The organism is Mesorhizobium sp. M1C.F.Ca.ET.210.01.1.1, assembly GCF_004791585.1.
In the GTDB taxonomy this organism is placed as follows: Bacteria; Pseudomonadota; Alphaproteobacteria; order Rhizobiales; family Rhizobiaceae; genus Mesorhizobium.
Genome location: NZ_SRUU01000007.1, coordinates 193,784 through 212,637, shown reverse-complemented (window position 1 = coordinate 212,637; position 18,854 = coordinate 193,784). Strand labels below are relative to the sequence as shown.

Genomic DNA, 18,854 nt, shown 5'->3' with positions numbered 1-18,854 from the left:
CAAAAGGCCTCCTGCCCCTAACGCGCTTACGGGTGGCCTTTGAGCGGCGATCATCGAAGGCAAGCAAACCCACCACAATGGTTATGATCCTGGCCGCCGATCTCTCCAAGGCCACAGACCCCTCGAACAGTCGAAATTGTTCAGCCCAGCCCCGGACCGACCCACGCTGGTACCATCGCCCTGCACTGCTGCGGCGAGGTCCCATTGAATGCGCGAAAGCACTTGGCGAAATGCGAGGTGGACATAAACCCGCACGCTACTGCAATGTCGATGATTGGTAACCTAGTCCCTTCTATCAATCGCTTCGCGTGGTCGACCCTGATTCGGAGATAGTGGCGGACCGGCGGCAATCCAATGTAGGTCCCAAACAGTCGCTCCAGTTGCCGGCGGGAAATCCCAGCCCGCTGCGCGACTTCATCCACGGGCAGCGGACGTTCCACATTCTCTTCCATGATCCGCATCGCCAGCACCAGCTTGTCGCTCACGCCGGCAAACGCCAGGCCCGACGGCCCCGTCTGCCGGTTCGAGCCGGAGCGCTGGCCCTCGACGGTCGCGTGGCGGCAGACCTCCTGCGCGATGAAGCCGCCGGCATGGCCGCCGATCAGATCCACCGCGAGATCGAACGCCGCCAGCTCGCCGGCGCAGGTCGAATACTGCCCGTCCTTGACGAACAGGGAGTCGCGGATGCGCGGCTTGTGAAACACTTCGGAAAAGGCCGCGAGCCGCGACCAGTGGATCGTGCAGCGTATGTTCGCCAGGAGGCCGGCCTGGGCAAGCAGCCAGGGTGCCGTACCGAGAGCCGAGATCGGCACTCCACGCCGCGCGGTCGCCCGCAGAAAAGCATTTAGCTGCGGCGTCAGCTGCTTTTCCACCGCTTCGCCCGCGATGACGGCGAGTTGATCGGCCCTGCAGTCGCCAATGCCGGCTGAAAGCTCGTCCGTCGAAGCATCGACTGCGACTGAAAGCCCGTTTGCCCCTTCGATGGGCTGCCTGCTCGTCCCCACGATCTGCCAGCGAAACAGCGGCAGCCGGGAGACTGCGTTGGCGATGCGGAGCGGCTCGATATAGGCGTGAAGCGCCAGGTGGGAAAAGCCGGGCAATGCCAGCACCGCGACCTCAAACGGGCGGGCGACCGCCGCCGCCGTTTCCGACGCGGTCAGCGCCTTCATTGCGCTGATGTTGGTCGGCGCGTTCATCACTCCCGGTATATCGCCACGGGCTTGCCGAACATGCCCGGCTCCGGCTTCACGCCCAGCCCCGGCCGCTGCGACACGTCGACCGGCACGCCGAGTTTTTGGCCGAGCAGGTCGAAAAAGGCCATGTCGAAGGCGGCCTTGGCATAGCCATGCCCGTTCAAACGCTCATCCATGCGTTTCGCCAGCGGTCTGATCGAGGCGATCTCCGACCCGACGAGGCCGGGCGCAATCTGGGCGATTGCCGCGCGGGCGCCCAATGCGTGGTGGGGCTGATAGACGGGCCCGATCGGGCAGATCTCGCCCCAGCCGGCCAGCCCGTTGTCGGCGATAATCTCGACGAGTGTGCTATCGAGCGACTCCACATTGTCGCTCGCCATGCGGTAGACGCCGCCCTTCACCGGCAGTTCGGTCGTATAGACGTTGATCCTTTCAATGCGCATGACCATCTCAGTAATCCTCGTTCAGGGCATCGACCGCGGGGATCTCGCGCGAGCGTCGGTCGATATAGGCGCGCAGCTCGTCGTCCTTCGCAATATCGAGCGCGGGCTCTTCGTACTTGGCCAAAAGCCTGCGGGCATGCTCGAGTGCCCGCTGTTTGATGTCCTTGGTCCCGTCTGCGTACCACTGCTCGATCGAGTTGTTGTCGAACAGCTTCGGGATGAAGAAGGCCCGCTCGAAATTCGCTTGAGTGTGCGGATGGCCAAGATAATGGCCGCCCGGCCCGACATCGCGCACAGCGGAAAGGGCCTCGTCGAAGTCGTCCCACTGGACGCCTTGAGTCATGCGGTAACCCATCGAGCAGACCTCTGCGTCGACGACGAACTTGGCGATCGAGCAGTGCATGCCGGCTTCGTTCCAGCCTGCCGAGTGCCAGATATAGTTCGCGCCCGACATCAGCACGGCCATCATGGTCATGGCGCTCTCATAGCCGGCCTGCGCATCGAACACCTTGGCGCCGCCGAGCAGATTGGAGGTACGCCACGGCACGTTGTAGCGGCGCGCCATCTGGCCGATCATGAAGTTCATCAGCGATATCTCCGGCGTCCCCGCCATCGGCGCTCCGGACTGCATCGACACCGTCGACAGGTAGTGCCCGTAGATCGCGGGGCAGCCTTTGCGGATCACCTGGGTATAGGCAAGCGCGGAGAGCGCCTCGGCATTGAGCTGCGCCACGGCCGCGGCTGTGGAGGCCGGCGTGTTGGCGCCGCCGAGAACGAAGGGCGAGCACAGCACCGGCTGGTTGCGCCGGCAGAAGGCGCGCATGGCGCCGAGCATCACCTGGTCCCAGACCAGCGGCGAATTGCCGTTGCAATTGCCGGTCGCGACCGCGTGTGTCTCCAGGAAGCCTTCGCCGAACAGGATCTCGCACATGTCGAGCACGTCCTCGGCATTCTTGGGCGACGTTGTCATGCCCATGAACATCTTGTCGGAGTGCTTCATCGACGAGTAGGTGATATGCAGGTGCCGATGCGCGACGACGATGTCCATCGGCTCGACGATATGGTGCGCCGACGAGTGCAGCGCCGGCATCATGTGCGCCAGCTTGTGGAAGGTGCCGAGATCCGCAATCGTCGGGCCGCGCCTGACGTCATCAAGGTCGCGCATGTAGGGCGCGCCGGTCATCGGCACGAAGATCGACTTCGGCCCGCCGAGCTCGACATTTTTCGCCGGATCGCGGGCGAAATATTCGATCTTGGAAGGAATAGTCTTGATGAGTTCCATGACCAGGCCGCGGTCAAGATACACCCGGTCGTCGGCCCTGACGTCGGCGCCGGCCCTCTTCCAATCCTCGATCGCGATTGGGTCGCGGAACACCACGCCCACGTCTTCGAGGATCGCAAGCGAAGCCTCATGAATGCGCTCGACCTGCTCGGCATCCATCGGCTCCACGACCGGCAGGCCGCGCTTCAGCGTCGGCAGCATATCGATTTTCGGCGCCGTGCGGATGGTCCGTCGAGCCTCCCGCCCTCCTCTACGAGAAACTTGCAGCTGTGCAGTCAGGGCGGCCTCCAAACAAAAAATCTCCCACGTCGGACAAGGCGCCACTATTGCCCAGGTACGAAGGCTTGACCTACTGCAAAAGTCTCACGCCTGAGTTGATTAAACGGCCGTCAGACGCGCGGTGTTGTGGGTGGGGAGATCGAGATTCGTCGCCATAACGCGGTCTCGAGCCCTGACTCACCATGGCAGCCTCAGGATCGCAAGGATCCGTCGCCTCGCCCACTTGCGCCAGCAACGCGCATTGTCGCAGGACCCGGCGGAGATCCGCTGCTAAATTCGGAGGCGGGAGTCCCGGGGCACCAGATTACTTAAACTAATTTGTCCGAAATTTTTTTGCCGTTGAGAAGGTTCTAGAAAAGCCCATTATTCCGCGCACCGCCAGAAACCGCCTCAAGGTGTGAACATGTCCATTGACCTCGTTGCCAAGCTCGACGACAAATTGCGCGCAAAGCGCGAAAGCTTTGACAAGATCCCAGTGGTCGATATAGCGCCGCTTCTCGACGGAAGCGACAAGCAGGGCGTAGCCAAGCAAATCCGCTGGGCGCTTTCGAACACCGGCTTTATGTATGTGAAGAACCACGGCGTTGCGCAGGATTTCGTCGATTCAGTGTTCGACGTCAGCCGCCGGTTCTTCCAATTGCCAATGTCGGAGAAGATGGATTTGCACGTCAGCAAATCCGATGTCGCACTTCGCGGATATATCGAGCCATTCGGCGAAAACACCGACCCCGGAAAGACCAAAGACCTGAAGGAGTGCTTCGACATCGGTCCCGAGCGCCCAGCCCTGGAAGGCCCTTTCTTTGGCGCAAACCAATGGCCATCAGCCTTCCCCGAGTTTAGGGAGCTGACATACGGATACCACCAGAAGATGGTGGATCTGGCAAAGATGCTGTTGAAGGGGATCGCGCTTAGCCTGGACCTGCCGCAGGACCACTTCGAGGCGCTGATGCGCAACCCAATCAGCATTCAGCGCTTGCTTCATTACCCACCGCAGCGCGGCTATGTCGGCGAAAACATCATCGGTATCGGCGCGCACACGGACTATGGCAATCTGACCATCCTGGCACAGGACGACGTCGGTGGCCTCCAAGTGATGAACCGGGACGGTGACTGGGTAGAAGGCACGCCTATTCCCGGCACCTTCGTCATCAACATCGGAGATCTTATTCAGCGGCTGACCAATGATGTTTACCTCGCGAACATGCATCGCGTCGTGAACACCTCCGGGCGTGAGCGATATTCGATCCCCTTCTTCATCGACGCGGATTTCGAGGCAACCGTCGAGCCGTTGGCGTCGTGTGTCACCGCTGTCAATCCAATTCGTTATAAGCCGGTGACATGTGGGCAGCACAAATTCGGGCGATTTGCCGCCAGCTATGCCCACTTGGCAAAAGCGGGCTGAAGCCCGACAACCCGGGGAAGGCTCCGCAGGATTGCAGCCTTCAAGAACTCGAAGCAAGCCACCTGGCGAAAAGTCGACTTTTCGCCCCGGCGCTCGGATGGATCTTCAAATAGAATCCCATCGGCGACGTGATGGTTTCAGGCACCAGTTTAACCAGGCGCCGCTCGCGCATCAGGCTTTCCACCAACCCGTCCCAGCCAAGCACCGCACCGACATCATCCTGAGCTGCCTGCAGCGCAATCATATAGTTGTTGACGGAGAATTTCCGGCCCTTGGGATTTCCTTTGCCAAGCGCTTGAAACCAATCGTTCCAATTCGTCCAACCGGTTTCCTCGCTGCTCAAATGAATCAAGGGCGCCCCCAATAAATCTTCGACTCTGGAAATGCCATGCTCGGAGGCAAATCTCGGGGTGCCAAGCGCGACGATCCGATCTCGAAAAAGTTCGTGACACTCCTCATTTTCCTGGGGAGTTCCGTATTGAATGCTGAGGTCGCAGCGGATGGCCGTGGCCGGCACGTCGCTTACGATCTGCGAGACCGTAACAGCGGGATGGCTTTTCCAGAATGTCGAAATTTTCGGGGTCAGCCAAAGTGAACTTACCGCCGTGGTCGTCCTGATGGTTACATCGACGGCTTCAGGCCGGTCGCGCATTTGGGAAACTGCTTCGGAGATGATCTCAAATCCGCGCTGAAGAGCAACGAACAAAAAGGCCCCCTTCTCCGTCAATTCGACACCCCGGCTTCTACGCAGGAAGAGGTCGCATTTCAGATCACTCTCAAGCGCCTTGATCTGGTGGCTGACTGCCGCCGGCGTGACGTTCAATTCCCGAGCAGCCGTCTTGAAGCTCTCATTTCGGGCTGCCGCCTCGAAGCATATGAGAGCCGTCATCGAAGGGAGATCATAAGGTCTGGGCATCGGCGCCTCTTCGAGATGTTGCCAGCTTCAACTGCCGTTTCGTGGGAAGCCAAGTTAGATAAACTAAACCGCCACAAAAATTAATGCTATTGCCGAAACGGCATCAGCACGGAAGAATTGCAGCTTAAAACCTACGCTCACCTCGCTGGAAATTCCTATGGCATCCTCGTCGCCCTCCATCCAAGAAATGCTCGGACGCCGCAAGTCTGGTTACGCTCTGGAGCAGCCGTTCTACACCTCGCAGACCGTCTACCAGCTCGATCTCGAGCACATTTTCTACAAGGAATGGCTGTATGCGGCCCCGTCCTGCCAACTGCCGAAGCCGGGAAGTTATCTGACGCTTCGTGTCGGCGCCTACGAAGTGATCGTCGTTCGAGGCCGCGACGGCGAAATTCGCGCGTTCCACAACACATGCCGTCACCGCGGATCGACAATTTGCAAGGCGCGCGATGGCCAGGTCGCCAAACTCGTCTGTCCCTATCACCAATGGACCTATGAGCTCGACGGCAAGCTCATCTGGGCCAACGATATGGGAGCCGATTTCGACATGTCCAAACACGCCCTGAGGTCGGTTCAGCTGCGCGAACTCGCCGGGGTGATCTACATCTGTCTGTCGGATGCTTCACCGGCCTTCGAACCCTTTGCTGGATTGGCCCTCTCCTATTTGAGCGTTCACGATCTCACAAATGCGAAAGTCGCCCATACGTCGACCATCGTCGAGAAGGCCAACTGGAAGCTGGTGTGGGAGAACAACCGGGAATGCTTCCATTGCAGCAGCAATCATCCGTCGCTCTGCCGCTCCTTCTCACTTGATCCTGAAGTGGCTGGTGTGTCTGCGGACGGCTCGGTGTCGGCGGCTCTGCAAGCGCATTTCGACCGGTGCGAAACCTCCGGCGCGCCTGCACAGTTCCGACTGGCGAGCGACGGTCAGTTTCGCCTGGCGCGGATGCCCTTGCAGCAAAAGGCCGTGAGTTACACCCTCGATGGCAAGGCAGCGGTTCGCAAGAACCTCGGTCATGTAGCCTTGCCCGATGCAGGCTCGTTGCTGATGTTCCATTATCCGAGCAGCTGGAATCACTTCCTGCCGGATCATTCCCTAACCTTCCGGGTCATGCCGATCAGTCCGTCGGAAACCGAGGTCACCACCACCTGGCTCGTGAACAAGGACGCCGTCGAGGGCGTGGACTACGACATCAAGCGTCTAACCGAGGTCTGGATCGCCACAAACGATGAAGACCGCGAGATTGTTGAAGCCAACCAGCAAGGCATCTTCTCTCCCGCTTATGCTCCGGGCCCGTACTCGCCGGTGCAGGAAAGCGGCGTCTCGCAATTCGTTGACTGGTATGCGACGCGGCTTGAACGCTCGCTAGCGCCCACACTGCTGGCTGCGGAGTGAGTGGATGAATGTCGTCACAAAACCCAAGCTGGTTTTCTGGACCGATTCAGAAGAACTCGAATGCGTTTCCTTTCTTCCCGAGGCGCCGAACGTTTTGACTTTCTGCTTCCGGTCGCCGTCGGGGGCGCTGTTCAATTTCGATCCAGGGCAGTTCCTTACATTGGAGCTGCCTGTTCCCGGCGGCCCGATCTATCGGACCTACACGCTTTCCTCGTCTCCGTCGCGACCGACCTCCCTGACAATCACGGTAAAGGCGCAGGCAGACTCGATCGGCACGCGTTGGATGTTCGACAAGCTGCGTCCCGGCACGCGCCTGCGGGCTATCGGTCCAGGCGGCACTTTCTCAATCGCGCACCAACCTGCCGAAAAGTACCTCTTCATCTCCGCCGGCTCGGGCATCACGCCGATGATGTCCATGACGACCAATTTGTACGATTCCGGGGTTGACCCGGATATCGTCTTTGTCCACTGCGCGCGCCGGCCTTCCGAAATCATCTTCCGGGAACGGCTGGAACATATGGCATCTCGGGTAACCGGCATCGACCTGAAATGGGTGGTGGAGGAAACCGACCCGTACAAGCCTTGGACCGGTTACAGGGGCATGTTCAACCAGCTGATGCTGGGTCTGATGGCGCAGGACTACCTGGAACGCGAAGTGTTTTGCTGCGGACCGGAGCCCTTCATGCAAGCAGTTCGCGAGGCGCTGGCGGGTCTGGGCTTCGATATGGCTCGCTACCATCAAGAGAGCTTCCGCGCGCCCCTTCCGGAGGTAGAGAATGTTCCGGATGACTTCATTCCCGGAGACAAGACCGAGGCTCAGATCGAGTTCAGCTTGTCCGGCATCTCCGCGAAGTGCGTCGAGACGGATACGGTTCTGACGGCCGCGCGGTCTGCCGGCCTGATGATCCGTTCAGGCTGCAGCATGGGGATATGCGGGACCTGCAAGGTCCGCAAAACCGAAGGCCAGGTGCATATGGTGCACAATGGCGGCATCACAGAAGACGAGATCGCCGACGGTTTCATTCTTGCCTGCTGCTCGAACCCAGTCGGCCTGGTCAGGCTCGAAGCATAGCTGCCTGAGTACTCATCCCCATCGTATCTAACGGAGGTCGACCGGTGTCGCACGATCCTCTTCTCCAGCCGTATAAATTGAAGCACCTCACGCTTCGCAATCGAATAATCGTAACATCACACGAACCAGCATACCCTGAAGATGGCATGCCAAAAGAGCGGTATCGCGCCTACACCGTCGAACGTGCCAAAGGCGGCGTCGCGCTTACGATGACCGCCGGCTCTGCCGCCGTTTCGAGGGACAGCCCGCCGGTCTTCAACAATCTGCTCGCGTACAAGGATGAGATCGTCCCCTGGATCAGGCAAATGACCGACGCCGTCCACGAAGAGGGTGCCGCGATCATGATTCAGTTGACCCATCTCGGCAGACGGACGCGCTGGGACAAGGGCGATTGGCTCCCTGTGGTAGCTCCTTCACATCACCGCGAAGCCGCACATCGGGCCTTCCCAAAGAAGATCGAAGATTGGGACATCGAGCGCATTATCAAGGATTTCGCCGATGCCGCGGAACGCATGAAGGCCGGCGGCATGGATGGCGTCGAGCTCGAGGCTTACGGTCATCTGATCGACCAATTCGCATCGCCGCTGACGAATGAGCTGGATAGCCCATACGGAGGCTCGCTCGACAATCGCATGCGCTTCTGCCTCGACGTATTCAAGGCCATGCGCGAAAGGGTGGGCGAGGAATTCATCCTTGGCGTGCGTTACACCGCAGACGAGCGTTTGCCTGGCGGGACCAACAAGGCGGATGGATTGGAGATATCCCGGCGCCTCAAGGACAGCGGCCTCATCGACTATCTCAACGTGATCCGCGGCCACATCGACACTGACCCGGGTCTCACCGATGTGATCCCGATTCAGGGTATGGCCAACTCGCCTCATCTCGACTTCGCTGGCGAGATCCGCGCAGCAACCAAGTTTCCCACGTTTCATGCGGCGAAGATCCCGGACGTCGCGACCGCCCGACATGCGATCGCGGCCGGCAAGGTGGACATGGTCGGCATGACGCGCGCCCATATGACCGACCCTCACATCGTGAGGAAGATCATCGAGAAGCGGGAAGAGGACATCCGACCCTGCGTCGGCGCCAACTACTGCCTGGATCGCATATATCAAGGCGGGTTGGCGTTCTGCATCCACAACGCGGCTACCGGGCGCGAACAGGAAATGCCCCATGTGATTGAGAAGGCCGAGATCCGCAAAAAGATTGTCATCGTCGGCGCCGGCCCGGCAGGACTTGAGGCGGCGCGTGTGGCGGGCGAACGAGGACACGAGGTCGTGGTTTTTGAAGCAGCCAACGATCCGGGCGGGCAGATCCGTCTTACAGCACAAAGTGCCCGCCGCAAGGAGATGATCAGTATCATCGATTGGCGTATGGCCCAATGCCACAAGCTCGGTGTCACCTTCCGCTTCAACACTTGGGCCGAAGCCGCCACCATCGAGGCGGAGAATCCGGACGTCGTGATCGTCGCCACGGGTGGCCTGCCCAATACCGAAGTTCTGATGAAGGGCAATGAGTTCGTGGTTTCGTCATGGGACATCATCTCCGGCGACGTCAAGCCAGGCACAAATGTCTTGGTGTTCGATGATGCTGGCGACCATGCCGGACTTCAGGCAGCAGAGTTCCTGGCGAACGCGGGCGCGAAAGTGGAAATCATGACGCCGGACAGGTCATTCGCTCCGGAGGTAATGGCGATGAACCTCGTGCCTTACATGCGATCACTCCAGAAGCTTGATGTTACCTTCACCGTCACTTTCCGTCTGGAGTCGGTCGAAAAGAACGGCAACCAACTCGTGGCCCAGGTGGGAAGCGACTATGGCGGTGTGTCAAAGGAACGGGTCATCGACCAAGTTGTCATCAATCACGGGACAATACCATTTGATGACGTCTACTTCGAACTCAAACCGAAGTCCTCCAACGAGGGCGCCGTGTCTTACGACGAGCTAATAAGCGGAAAGCCACAGTCGATGAGACGCAACTCCGCAGGACTATTCCAGCTGTTTCGGATCGGCGACGCTGTCGCCGCCCGAAATACGCACGCGGCAATTTATGACGCATTGCGCCTAGTCAAGGACATCTAACAGCACGACGGACGTGAATATCCCATGGGAAGAAGCGAAGCACTGCAGAAATTCTTGGATGGCGCATTCCTCGCGTTTGACCGTTTTGCGGTCGACATCCGTTCGCGAAAATCGCTCACGCAGTTGTTCGCGCAACTGAACGTTCCGGGAGTTGAGCGCACGACGCCAGGATCGCGTCTCGCGGTCTGTGAGCGGTTTCTTGCGCCTGCTATGGATCTCACCCCCAACGAGCCTACGCTCCAAGCGCTGATCTCGCTGTTCAAGGCATTGGAACCGAAACTTGAGTGGAAGTGGCGAGCGACCTACGACAACACTGCGAGTCAGAACTTTCTGATGAGCCATGCCAATGTGATGATTGTTGGTCCCGGCGCTTTGGAAGATCGCCAGGATGCCTGGATCGGCGCGACGCTGATGGCACCCAACGTGCGCTACCCGGACCACAGCCACGCTCCGGAAGAGACCTATCTCGTCATATCTGAAGGTGAGTTTCGACAAGCAGATGGCGATTGGTTCGCCTTGAGCGCAGGCGGTTCATTCTTCAACCCACCGAATATCAAACATGCCATGCGATCTGCCCAGAAGCCTCTATTCGCATTTTGGGCGCTCCTCCCAGAGCAACGCGTTCATTGACCACGTGCTTAGTTGATTGATGTTTGGGGCTCGTTCCGAAGGTCCCATATTTTGCGCTTGTGGAACGATGAGCACTCCCGGCATGCACGCGGCGATCAACGATCAAATGCTGCGTTGCGGTGTGTCGACTTTTGGTAAGAGGGGTCGCATGTTGTGAGGGGAAATCCGTGCGGGTTGAATAGGAGTTGGGATCTCCCGACGTCTTGAGGGGCTTGGTTGAGCCGATCGCGCGATCAACGCGGGGTTAGGAAATTGAGATGGTTCGCCGTTACTACGATCTGCCATCTTTGACAGCCTTGGCGGTTTTTGAGGCATCCGCCCGGCACCTTTCGTTCAAGCTGGCTGCCGCGGAACTGAATGTCACGCCTGGCGCCGTCAGCCGGCAGATCAAGGCGATCGAAGACGAATTGGGGGTTCTTCTCTTCACTCGGCTCGGAACCGGTGTGACCCTGACCAGCGCTGGCGAAGATCTTTACGGCGTGTTGGCCAGCGGTTTCTCACGAGCTGCAGAAATCGTGCGAAATGTAAAACGCGGTGACCGTACGAAGAACGTCACGGTGGCTTGCTCTGATGCCTTGGCATCTATGTGGCTGATCCCCCGCATGCCGGACTTCTGGACACGGCACCAAGACATATCAGTCGACCACCTCATCTCTGATAATCCTAGGGACTATCGCCGAGCAGAGGTCGAATTGCGCATCCGCTACGGATTCGGGTCATGGTCCGACGAGAATGCCGAACTCCTTTTCGACGAGACGATTTATCCTGTGTGCGGATCGGAATTTGCGAACACCCATCGGGACGCAACCGCAGAGTCGCTAGCCGACCTGCCGCTACTGCATGTCGATTGGGTTGATCCCGACTGGGCAGCCTGGGACGAGGTGTTACGGCGCGCGGGTGTTCCGCACGGTCCGACCCGAGGTCGGCGCTTCGGGAAGTTCTTCGTGGCCCTACAGGCCGCACAAGCGGACCAAGGTGTCGCCGTTGGCTGGCACCGTTTGGTGAAAGCCCAGATTGAGGAAGGGAAACTGGTCAGATTGACGGATCTCGAGCTGCCGGCGCCGGGCGGCTACTATCTAACGTGGAACAACAATCGCCTGCTTTCCCCCGCGGCTGAAGCCCTGCGCACCTGGATCCGGGAAGTCGCTACGCAGGAACGAGAAAGCTAGAGTTCCTGGTTAGCTGACCTGTGCAGCGCCAGCGGAGCGCGCCGATTGACTATCAGCGGCTCCCGATAGAACTCGGCCGGAACTGGGTCATCGAGAGCGTCCGCAGTCATCGGCTCGTTTGCGCCGAGCGCAAGATCCGCGCTGCTATGTCGAGTTCACTTGACTTGCATCGGTCTGCATGCTTGAAATCATCGTGCGCATACAAGGAAGGTATGTTTGCATACTTGGCCCAATGCAATGCATCACACCTCTGCCGCCGAAAAAGCCAAACGCGCATGGTTGAAACCACTGAGAGGAACTTTTGATGTCAAACGAACTCGACTCTTTGAGCATTTGCGTCGCTTCCGGCAAACTGAGCCGCCGTAATTTTCTCGGCCGGGCGGCGGCACTTGGCATCGCCGCACCGTTCGCTAACGCGCTGCTTTCAAGCGCGGCTCGCGCCGCGGGTCCGGTCAAGGGCGGCATTCTGAAAGCAGCCATGGCCGGCGGAGAATCCACCAACAGCCTCGACCCGGGTACTTGGTTGAGCCAAGTCCCTTACACGTTCGGTCGTTGCTGGGGAGAGCAACTCCTTGACGTCTCTCCGACTGGCGAGATCGAGTACCGGTTGGCCACAGAGTATGATGCCTCTGATGACGCCAAGAAATGGACTTTCAAGATCCGCAAGGGCGTCACCTTTCACAACGGAAAGGACCTAACCCCTTCCGACGTCGTGGCGACGTTGGAGCGCCACGGCGACGCCAACTCGAAGTCGGGGGCGCTGCCCTTCGTTCAGGCATTCGAGACGATCAAGGCGGACGGCGATACAGTCGTCATCACGCTCAAGGAGCCGAACGCCGATCTGCCCTTTGTCGTGGGCGACTATCATCTGATGATCCAGCCGAACGGTGGCAAAGACAATCCGACCGCCGGCATCGGCACTGGACCTTACAAGGTAGCGGTCAACCAGCCTGGTGTGCGCCATGTCGGCGAGAGACATCTGGGGCATTGGGATTCCGACAAGCGCGGCCATGCCGACCAGGTCGAGATCATCGTTGTCAACGACGCGACCGCGCGCACCGCAGCACTTCAGGGCGGGCAGGCTCACATGATCAACCGCATCGAACCGAAGATCGTGGATCTGGTGAAGCGTATCGCCGGAGTCACCATCCGCAATGTTCCGGGCAAGGGGCACTACGTGATGGTTGCTCATTGCGACACTGCACCCTTCAACAACAACGACCTTAGGCTGGCGCTTAAATATGCCGTCGACCGAGAGGAGATGGTGAAAAAAATTCTCGGGGGTTACGGAACCGTCGGCAACGACACGCCGATGATTGCCGGCTATCCATTATACTCCGACGACATCGAACAGCGTAAATTTGATCCGGAAAAGGCTGCCTTTCACTATAAAAGGTCCGGGCATTCGGGTTCGGTGCTGCTGCGAACCTCTGACATCGCCTTCCCCGGTGCCGTCGACGCGGCGCAACTCTACCAGCAAAGTGCCGCCAAATGTGGCATTACGCTGGAGGTTAAGCGCGAACCAGGCGATGGGTATTGGGCTCAGGTCTGGAACAAGCAGCCTTTCTGCATGTCCTACTGGACTGGCCGTCCAACACAGGATCAGATTTACTCACTCGCTTACGTGTCCAAGGCCGAGTGGAACGACACGCACTTCTTCCGTGAGGATTTTGACAAGCTGATCGTCGCCGCTCGCAGCGAGCTCGACCAGGCGAAACGCAAGCAGCTATACCGGGACGCCGCCGTGATGCTGCGCGACCAGGGCGGTGTCATCGTGCCTATGTTCAATAACTACATCGATGCGACCAACGAAAAGGTCGGGGGCTGGGTGGACGATCCAAACGGCGAGCTGATGGGTTCCCATGCGCTGACGAAATGCTGGCTGCAGCCCTGAGTCGGGCGTTGCAGAGATGTCTTCACCAATCCTGAAGCTAATTGCCCAGCGCATTGCGCTGGGCATTCTCCTGCTGCTGGCCGTTTCGGTCCTGATCTTCGCCGGCACCCAGATCCTGCCCGGCGACGTCGCGCAAGCCATACTCGGACAATCGGCGACGCCTGAGTCGCTCGCCAATCTGCGCGAGCAGCTCGGACTCAACCAGCCTGCCTATATCCGCTATTTCCACTGGCTGGGCGGCGTGCTGACCGGCGACCTCGGCACCGCCATGTCGAGCGGGCAGGACATCGCGACGTCGATCAAGGAACGGCTGTGGAACACACTGTTCCTGGCCTTCTGGGCGGCGATCGTTGCCATCCCGCTGGCGATCACGCTTGGCCTGATCGCGGTGCGTTACCGCAATGGCTGGGTCGACAAGCTGATCTCGGGCGTAGCGCTCGCCTCGACCTCGTTTCCGGAATTCTTCATCGGCTATCTGCTGGTCTATTTCTTCGCCGTGAAGTGGCAAATCTTCCCCGGCATCTCGACGGTCTATGACGGCATGTCGTTCCTTGAGCGTATGCAGGCGATCGCCTTGCCGGCAACGGCGCTGACCCTGGTGGTGCTGGCGCACATGATGCGCATGACGCGCGCGGCGATCCTCAATGTCATGCAGTCGGCCTATGTCGAGACGGCGGAGCTTAAAGGGCTGTCGGCGTTCAACGTCATCCGCAAGCACGCCTTCCCCAATGCCATCGCGCCGATCATCAACGTCATCATGCTCAACCTCGCTTATCTGATCGTCGGCGTCGTCGTGGTCGAGGTGATCTTCGTCTATCCCGGCATGGGGCAATACCTGGTCGACCACGTCACCAAGCGCGACGTGCCGGTGGTTCAGGCGGTCGGCCTGATCTTTGCCGCTGTCTATATCAGCCTGAACATCATCGCGGACATCGGGGCGATCGTCGCCAATCCGCGGCTCAGACATCCAAAATAGGGGGCGGATATGCTCGATATCAAACGCATGCCGATCCCGGCGCTGATCGGCATCGTGCTTACGGCATTGTTCGTGCTGGCGGCGTTCTTCGCACCCTGGATCGCGCCGCACGGCAATGGCGAAATCGTTGGCGACGTCTGGGAACCAATGTCGGCAACGCATTGGCTGGGCACCGACAATCTGGGTCGCGATCTCTTGTCGCGGATGATCTACGGCGCCCGCATCACCTTGTTCATCGCGGTGCTGGCGACGGCGCTGTCCTTCTCGCTGGGCGCCATTCTCGGTTTCTCGGCGGCAGTATTCGGCGGCTGGTACGACACGCTGCTCTCACGCCTCGTCGATCTCCTGATGTCGATCCCGACACTGATCATGGGCCTGGTGGTGCTCTCGGTGCTGCCAACCAATCTGGTGACGCTGATCCTGGTGATGGGCGTTCTCGACTCCACCCGCGTCTATCGCCTCTCGCGCGCAGTCGCCGTCGACATCAACATCATGGACTATGTCGAGGCCGCCAAATTGCGCGGCGAAGGCGAAGGTTGGATCATCTTCCGCGAGATCCTGCCCAACGCGCTGTCACCGCTGATCTCCGAGCTCGGCCTGCGCTTCATCTATGCCGTGCTGTTCTTGTCGACGCTCTCCTTCCTCGGCCTTGGCGTGCAGCCGCCTGACGCCGACTGGGGCGGCATGGTCAAGGAAAACAAGGACGGCATCGTCTTCGGCATCGCAGCCGCGCTCATCCCGGCGGCGGCGATCGCCTTGCTGGCGATTTCGGTCAACCTTGTTGCCGACTGGGTGCTCAACCGGACGACAAGCCTTAAGGGAGGACGCGGCTGATGGCTGATACCAAAACGAAGCCCGTGCAGCCCAAGCAAGGCCTGCTGCTCGACATCCGCAATTTGCGCATCGAAGCGACGGTCTATCCGCCCGGCGGTGAGGCGCCGAAGACCATCACGCTGGTGCACGATGTCTCGCTGACACTGGAGAAGGGCAAGGTGCTAGGCCTGATCGGCGAATCCGGAGCCGGCAAGTCGACCATCGGCCTGTCGTCCATGGGCTATGGCCGCGGCGGCGTGCGCATCACCGGCGGCGAAGTCATCTTCAACGGCCGCGACATCCTCAAGGGCGGCAAGGAAGGTTTCCGCAAGCTGCGCGGCCGCGAAGTCTGCTATGTCGCGCAGTCGGCGGCGGCCGCTTTCAATCCGGCGCACAGGCTGATGGACCAAGTTGTGGAAGCCACGCTGCTGCACGGGACGGCGACACGAGCCGAGGCCGAGAAGCGCGCGGTCGCCCTATTCAAGAAGCTCAGCCTGCCCAATCCCGAAACCATCGGCGAGCGCTTTCCGCACCAGGTCTCCGGCGGTCAGCTGCAGCGCGTGATGACGGCGATGGCGCTGTGCTCGGAACCCGACCTGATCGTCTTCGACGAGCCGACCACGGCGCTCGACGTGACGACGCAGATCGATGTGCTGGCGGCGATCAAGGACGCCATACGCGACACGCATGTGGCGGCTTTGTACATCACCCATGACCTCGCCGTCGTCGCCCAGGTGTCGGATGAGATCATGGTGCTGCGCCACGGCAGGCTGGTCGAATGGGGAGGCACCCGCCAGATCATCAAGGAGCCGCGCCAGGAATACACGAACGCGCTGGTCTCGGTGCACGAAATCGAGCACCAGGAGCAGAAGCCCAGCGCGACGCCATTCCTGTCGGTCAAGAACGTCACTGCCGCCTATGGCGGCGGCCACGTCAAGGTGCTGAAGAACGTCTCGGTCGACATCTATCCGGGACAGACGCTGGCCGTGGTCGGCGAGAGCGGCTCCGGCAAATCGACGCTGGCGCGCGCCATCACCGGGCTTTTGCCGCCCGAGCAAGGCAGCGTCGTCTTCGACGGCCGCACGCTCGGCAACAGGCTTTCCGACCGGCCGAAGGAAGACCTGCGCCAGCTGCAGATGATCTACCAGATGGCCGACGTGGCGATGAATCCGCGCCAGACGGTCGGCACCATCATCGGCCGGCCGCTGGAGTTCTATTTCGGCATGAATGGCCGCGAGCGCGACAGGCGCGTGACCGAGCTTCTCGACGAGATCGAGATGGGCAAGGGCTTCATCGACCGCTATCCGGCCGAGCTCTCCGGCGGCCAGAAGCAGCGCGTTTGCATCGCCCGCTCGCTCGCCGCCAAGCCGAAGCTGATCATCTGCGACGAGGTGACCTCGGCGCTCGATCCGCTTGTCGCCAACGGCATTCTCAAGCTCCTGCTCAACCTGCAGCAGGTGGAGAAGGTCGCGTATCTGTTCATCACCCACGACCTCGCGACGGTGAAGTCGATCGCCGATTCGATCGCGGTGATGTATCGCGGCGAGGTGGTGCGCTACGGACTGAAAAGCAAGGTGCTTGCGCCGCCGTTCGACGCCTATACCGACTTGCTCTTATCCTCCGTCCCCCAGATGGAGATCGGCTGGCTGGAAAAGGCGATCCGGGGGCGGCGCATGGCGAGTGCTGGCAACTGAGCTTGAACAGCCGACCGATCTACCGAGCAAGCTCAGCCGTCCGCGATGCGGCCCTGCAGGCCTCATTCCTAGGCTAAATGCAACCTCCGGATCATCGCCCCGGGGCCGGCCAATTCATACTGGCGATGAGGTCGCTAAAACGTTCCCCTTGAACGAGGACATGCGAGCGCAGACAATCACCCGCCGCTTGCTCGTCGCCCGCAAGAATAGCTGAAACGATCTGCTCGTGTTCTTCGAACGAGACAGACACACGGTTCCGCGTGCGTAATTGCAGTCGGCGATATGGCTTGAGTCGCCTGTGCAAATTGGTGGCCTGCTCGAAAAGAAATCTGCTTCGGCTTGCCTTGTATATCGCGTGGTGAAAGAGCTCGTTGGCATAGTAATAGGCATCCGTGCCTTGCTCTACAGCGACGCGACAGGCCTCATGGGTTTCCAGCAGGTTATCATGATGCTCCGGCGTCAGTCGGCGCGCGGCCAGTCTGCCTGCGAACGCCTCTATCTCCGCCATGAATTCGAACATCTCAATCAATCGGTCCGGCGACAGTGCGGCAACAGCCGCGCCGCGCCGAGAAAGCACCTCAACGAGACCCGCTGTCTCGAGCTGCTTCAGAGCTTCGCGAATAGGCGTTCTTGACACGCGAAAGCGAAGCGCGAGGGGTTGCTCTTCAAGTCTCTCGCCGGGCTGAAACTCGCCACTTAGAATCGCCTCCTCAAGCAGATCCCGCACGGAATGACCCCGATCGGGCCCTTGACTAGAATTGGATTGCATGCAAATATTCCATTCGTGTATACATTGTTTTCGTCCCTGGATGCATTCTGACAGAGGCTATATGCGTCGGTCGATGAATATCAACAAAAAAGCGTCCTGTCAGACGCAGTTCGCCGGCTGGCATAGGGCGAATGATCCTGGAGTCGTAAATTGAGGCAATCAACCCACGGGCTGCAAAATGAGCCGCCGACCGTAAGCACGGACGATTTCTGCGTACAGCTGGATGACACGACCCTCTACGAAGACAATGTGCTGGCGTTGCTTGCACAGGTGCACAGGCGGCGTCTTTCGTCGGAATTGATCGCTTTCTACGGCTCCTCCTCCTTCCGTATGTGGGAACGAATGGCCGAGGATCTCAACGAGCTTCGCGTCGCCAATCTGGGTTTCGGCGGCGCTACCTATGCAAGTGCGGTTCATTATTTCGGGCGCGCTGTCGCGCCGCTGAAGCCGGCGAAGATCGTGCTGTATTTCGGCGAGAACGACATTTCCATGGACGGTATGACGGCGAAGTCGACCTTTGACAATTTTCTGCGGTTAATCGACGTGGCGCGAAAACAGCTCGGACCCATTCCGATCTTCTGCCTGTCGGTCAAGCAAAGCCTGGCTAATTGGATCTATGCCGATGAGGTGATGCGCCTGAACGCCCTGATCGCTGACTTCTGCTCGGGAGATCCCCATACGACCTATGTCGATGTTGCCACATGCCTTTTGGGCGAGAACGGGCGTCCGATGGGGCGTTATTTCAAGGACGACAACATTCATATCAATCATCGCGGTTACACCGCTTGGGCAGACGTCCTGGCGGCGGTTCCGAACCTTTTTACGGCCGAATCGGGACGATGAGC

The 18,854-nt window shown here is 59.6% G+C and carries 16 protein-coding genes; 11 read left to right on the top strand and 5 right to left on the bottom strand.

Features of this window, described 5'->3' with window-relative positions:
• Positions 1-140: 140 nt before the first annotated feature.
• Genes EN853_RS10765 through EN853_RS10755 form a run of 3 tightly spaced genes read right to left on the bottom strand, consistent with a single transcriptional unit; the run spans position 141 to position 3,197 of the window.
• A complete protein-coding gene (locus tag EN853_RS10765) occupies positions 141-1,196 on the bottom strand; it encodes a GlxA family transcriptional regulator (protein WP_127858544.1) in 1,056 nt (351 codons plus the stop codon).
• Complete coding sequence (locus EN853_RS10760) at positions 1,196-1,642, bottom strand: hypothetical protein (RefSeq protein WP_245516910.1); 447 nt, start codon at positions 1,640-1,642, stop codon at positions 1,196-1,198. Before EN853_RS10760 ends, EN853_RS10765 begins: the two co-directional genes overlap by 1 nt.
• A gap of 1 nt (position 1,643) precedes the next feature.
• The gene (locus EN853_RS10755) at positions 1,644-3,197 is read right to left on the bottom strand and encodes a trimethylamine methyltransferase family protein (protein WP_127858593.1); all 1,554 of its coding nucleotides are present in this window, start codon (positions 3,195-3,197) and stop codon (positions 1,644-1,646) included.
• Positions 3,198-3,600: 403 nt separating this feature from the next.
• On the opposite strand from EN853_RS10755, the gene EN853_RS10750 reads away from it, so the two are divergent.
• Positions 3,601-4,599, top strand: coding sequence for a 2-oxoglutarate and iron-dependent oxygenase domain-containing protein (locus tag EN853_RS10750; RefSeq protein WP_127858543.1), 999 nt, complete (start codon positions 3,601-3,603; stop codon positions 4,597-4,599).
• A gap of 40 nt (positions 4,600-4,639) precedes the next feature.
• On the opposite strand, the gene EN853_RS10745 is transcribed toward EN853_RS10750, so the two are convergent.
• Positions 4,640-5,515, bottom strand: a complete 876-nt coding sequence (locus tag EN853_RS10745; RefSeq protein ID WP_127858542.1) for a LysR family transcriptional regulator — start codon at positions 5,513-5,515, stop codon at positions 4,640-4,642.
• Positions 5,516-5,672: 157 nt separating this feature from the next.
• Between EN853_RS10745 and EN853_RS10740 the strand changes: the two genes are divergently transcribed.
• From EN853_RS10740 to EN853_RS10700, 9 genes are all read left to right on the top strand, one after another.
• Complete coding sequence (locus EN853_RS10740) at positions 5,673-6,911, top strand: aromatic ring-hydroxylating dioxygenase subunit alpha (protein WP_127858541.1); 1,239 nt, start codon at positions 5,673-5,675, stop codon at positions 6,909-6,911.
• A gap of 4 nt (positions 6,912-6,915) precedes the next feature.
• Entirely contained in the window at positions 6,916-7,983 is a 1,068-nt protein-coding gene (locus tag EN853_RS10735) for a hybrid-cluster NAD(P)-dependent oxidoreductase (protein ID WP_127858540.1), read from the top strand.
• A 44-nt stretch (positions 7,984-8,027) separates the two neighbouring features.
• Positions 8,028-10,064 carry an NADH:flavin oxidoreductase gene (locus tag EN853_RS10730; RefSeq protein WP_127858539.1) on the top strand — a complete coding sequence of 679 codons (2,037 nt, stop codon included), beginning with the start codon at positions 8,028-8,030 and terminating at the stop codon, positions 10,062-10,064.
• 24 nt (positions 10,065-10,088) lie between these two features.
• Positions 10,089-10,694: a dimethylsulfonioproprionate lyase family protein gene (locus EN853_RS10725; protein WP_127858538.1), complete on the top strand. Its 606-nt coding sequence runs from the start codon at positions 10,089-10,091 to the stop codon at positions 10,692-10,694.
• 257 nt (positions 10,695-10,951) lie between these two features.
• Positions 10,952-11,863, top strand: a complete 912-nt coding sequence (locus tag EN853_RS10720; protein ID WP_127858537.1) for a LysR substrate-binding domain-containing protein — start codon at positions 10,952-10,954, stop codon at positions 11,861-11,863.
• A gap of 304 nt (positions 11,864-12,167) precedes the next feature.
• A complete protein-coding gene (locus tag EN853_RS10715) occupies positions 12,168-13,757 on the top strand; it encodes an ABC transporter substrate-binding protein (RefSeq protein WP_127858536.1) in 1,590 nt (529 codons plus the stop codon).
• A 16-nt stretch (positions 13,758-13,773) separates the two neighbouring features.
• Positions 13,774-14,733 carry an ABC transporter permease gene (locus tag EN853_RS10710; protein WP_127858535.1) on the top strand — a complete coding sequence of 320 codons (960 nt, stop codon included), beginning with the start codon at positions 13,774-13,776 and terminating at the stop codon, positions 14,731-14,733.
• Between the two features lie 9 nt (positions 14,734-14,742).
• Positions 14,743-15,567: an ABC transporter permease gene (locus EN853_RS10705; RefSeq protein ID WP_127858534.1), complete on the top strand. Its 825-nt coding sequence runs from the start codon at positions 14,743-14,745 to the stop codon at positions 15,565-15,567.
• A complete protein-coding gene (locus EN853_RS10700) occupies positions 15,567-17,240 on the top strand; it encodes an ABC transporter ATP-binding protein (RefSeq protein WP_127858533.1) in 1,674 nt (557 codons plus the stop codon). Before EN853_RS10705 ends, EN853_RS10700 begins: the two co-directional genes overlap by 1 nt.
• 91 nt (positions 17,241-17,331) lie before the next feature.
• On the opposite strand, the gene EN853_RS10695 is transcribed toward EN853_RS10700, so the two are convergent.
• On the bottom strand, positions 17,332-18,009 hold the full coding sequence (locus EN853_RS10695) for a GntR family transcriptional regulator (protein ID WP_127858532.1): 678 nt from the start codon (positions 18,007-18,009) through the stop codon (positions 17,332-17,334).
• A gap of 150 nt (positions 18,010-18,159) precedes the next feature.
• Here EN853_RS10695 and EN853_RS10690 point away from each other — a divergent pair, with 150 nt between their 5' ends.
• Positions 18,160-18,852: a GDSL-type esterase/lipase family protein gene (locus EN853_RS10690; protein WP_127858531.1), complete on the top strand. Its 693-nt coding sequence runs from the start codon at positions 18,160-18,162 to the stop codon at positions 18,850-18,852.
• Positions 18,853-18,854: the final 2 nt, after the last annotated feature.

Excerpts from the sequence above, each read along its gene's own strand:
- EN853_RS10765 (WP_127858544.1), bottom strand. The coding sequence starts at position 1,196 with ATGAACGCGCCGACCAACATCAGCGCAATGAAGGCGCTGACCGCGTCG.
- EN853_RS10760 (WP_245516910.1), bottom strand. The coding sequence starts at position 1,642 with ATGGTCATGCGCATTGAAAGGATCAACGTCTATACGACCGAACTGCCG.
- EN853_RS10750 (WP_127858543.1), top strand. The coding sequence starts at position 3,601 with ATGTCCATTGACCTCGTTGCCAAGCTCGACGACAAATTGCGCGCAAAG.
- EN853_RS10745 (WP_127858542.1), bottom strand. The coding sequence starts at position 5,515 with ATGCCCAGACCTTATGATCTCCCTTCGATGACGGCTCTCATATGCTTC.
- EN853_RS10740 (WP_127858541.1), top strand. The coding sequence starts at position 5,673 with ATGGCATCCTCGTCGCCCTCCATCCAAGAAATGCTCGGACGCCGCAAG.
- EN853_RS10735 (WP_127858540.1), top strand. The coding sequence starts at position 6,916 with ATGAATGTCGTCACAAAACCCAAGCTGGTTTTCTGGACCGATTCAGAA.
- EN853_RS10725 (WP_127858538.1), top strand. The coding sequence starts at position 10,089 with ATGGGAAGAAGCGAAGCACTGCAGAAATTCTTGGATGGCGCATTCCTC.
- EN853_RS10720 (WP_127858537.1), top strand. The coding sequence starts at position 10,952 with ATGGTTCGCCGTTACTACGATCTGCCATCTTTGACAGCCTTGGCGGTT.
- EN853_RS10715 (WP_127858536.1), top strand. The coding sequence starts at position 12,168 with ATGTCAAACGAACTCGACTCTTTGAGCATTTGCGTCGCTTCCGGCAAA.
- EN853_RS10710 (WP_127858535.1), top strand. The coding sequence starts at position 13,774 with ATGTCTTCACCAATCCTGAAGCTAATTGCCCAGCGCATTGCGCTGGGC.
- EN853_RS10705 (WP_127858534.1), top strand. The coding sequence starts at position 14,743 with ATGCTCGATATCAAACGCATGCCGATCCCGGCGCTGATCGGCATCGTG.
- EN853_RS10700 (WP_127858533.1), top strand. The coding sequence starts at position 15,567 with ATGGCTGATACCAAAACGAAGCCCGTGCAGCCCAAGCAAGGCCTGCTG.
- EN853_RS10695 (WP_127858532.1), bottom strand. The coding sequence starts at position 18,009 with ATGCAATCCAATTCTAGTCAAGGGCCCGATCGGGGTCATTCCGTGCGG.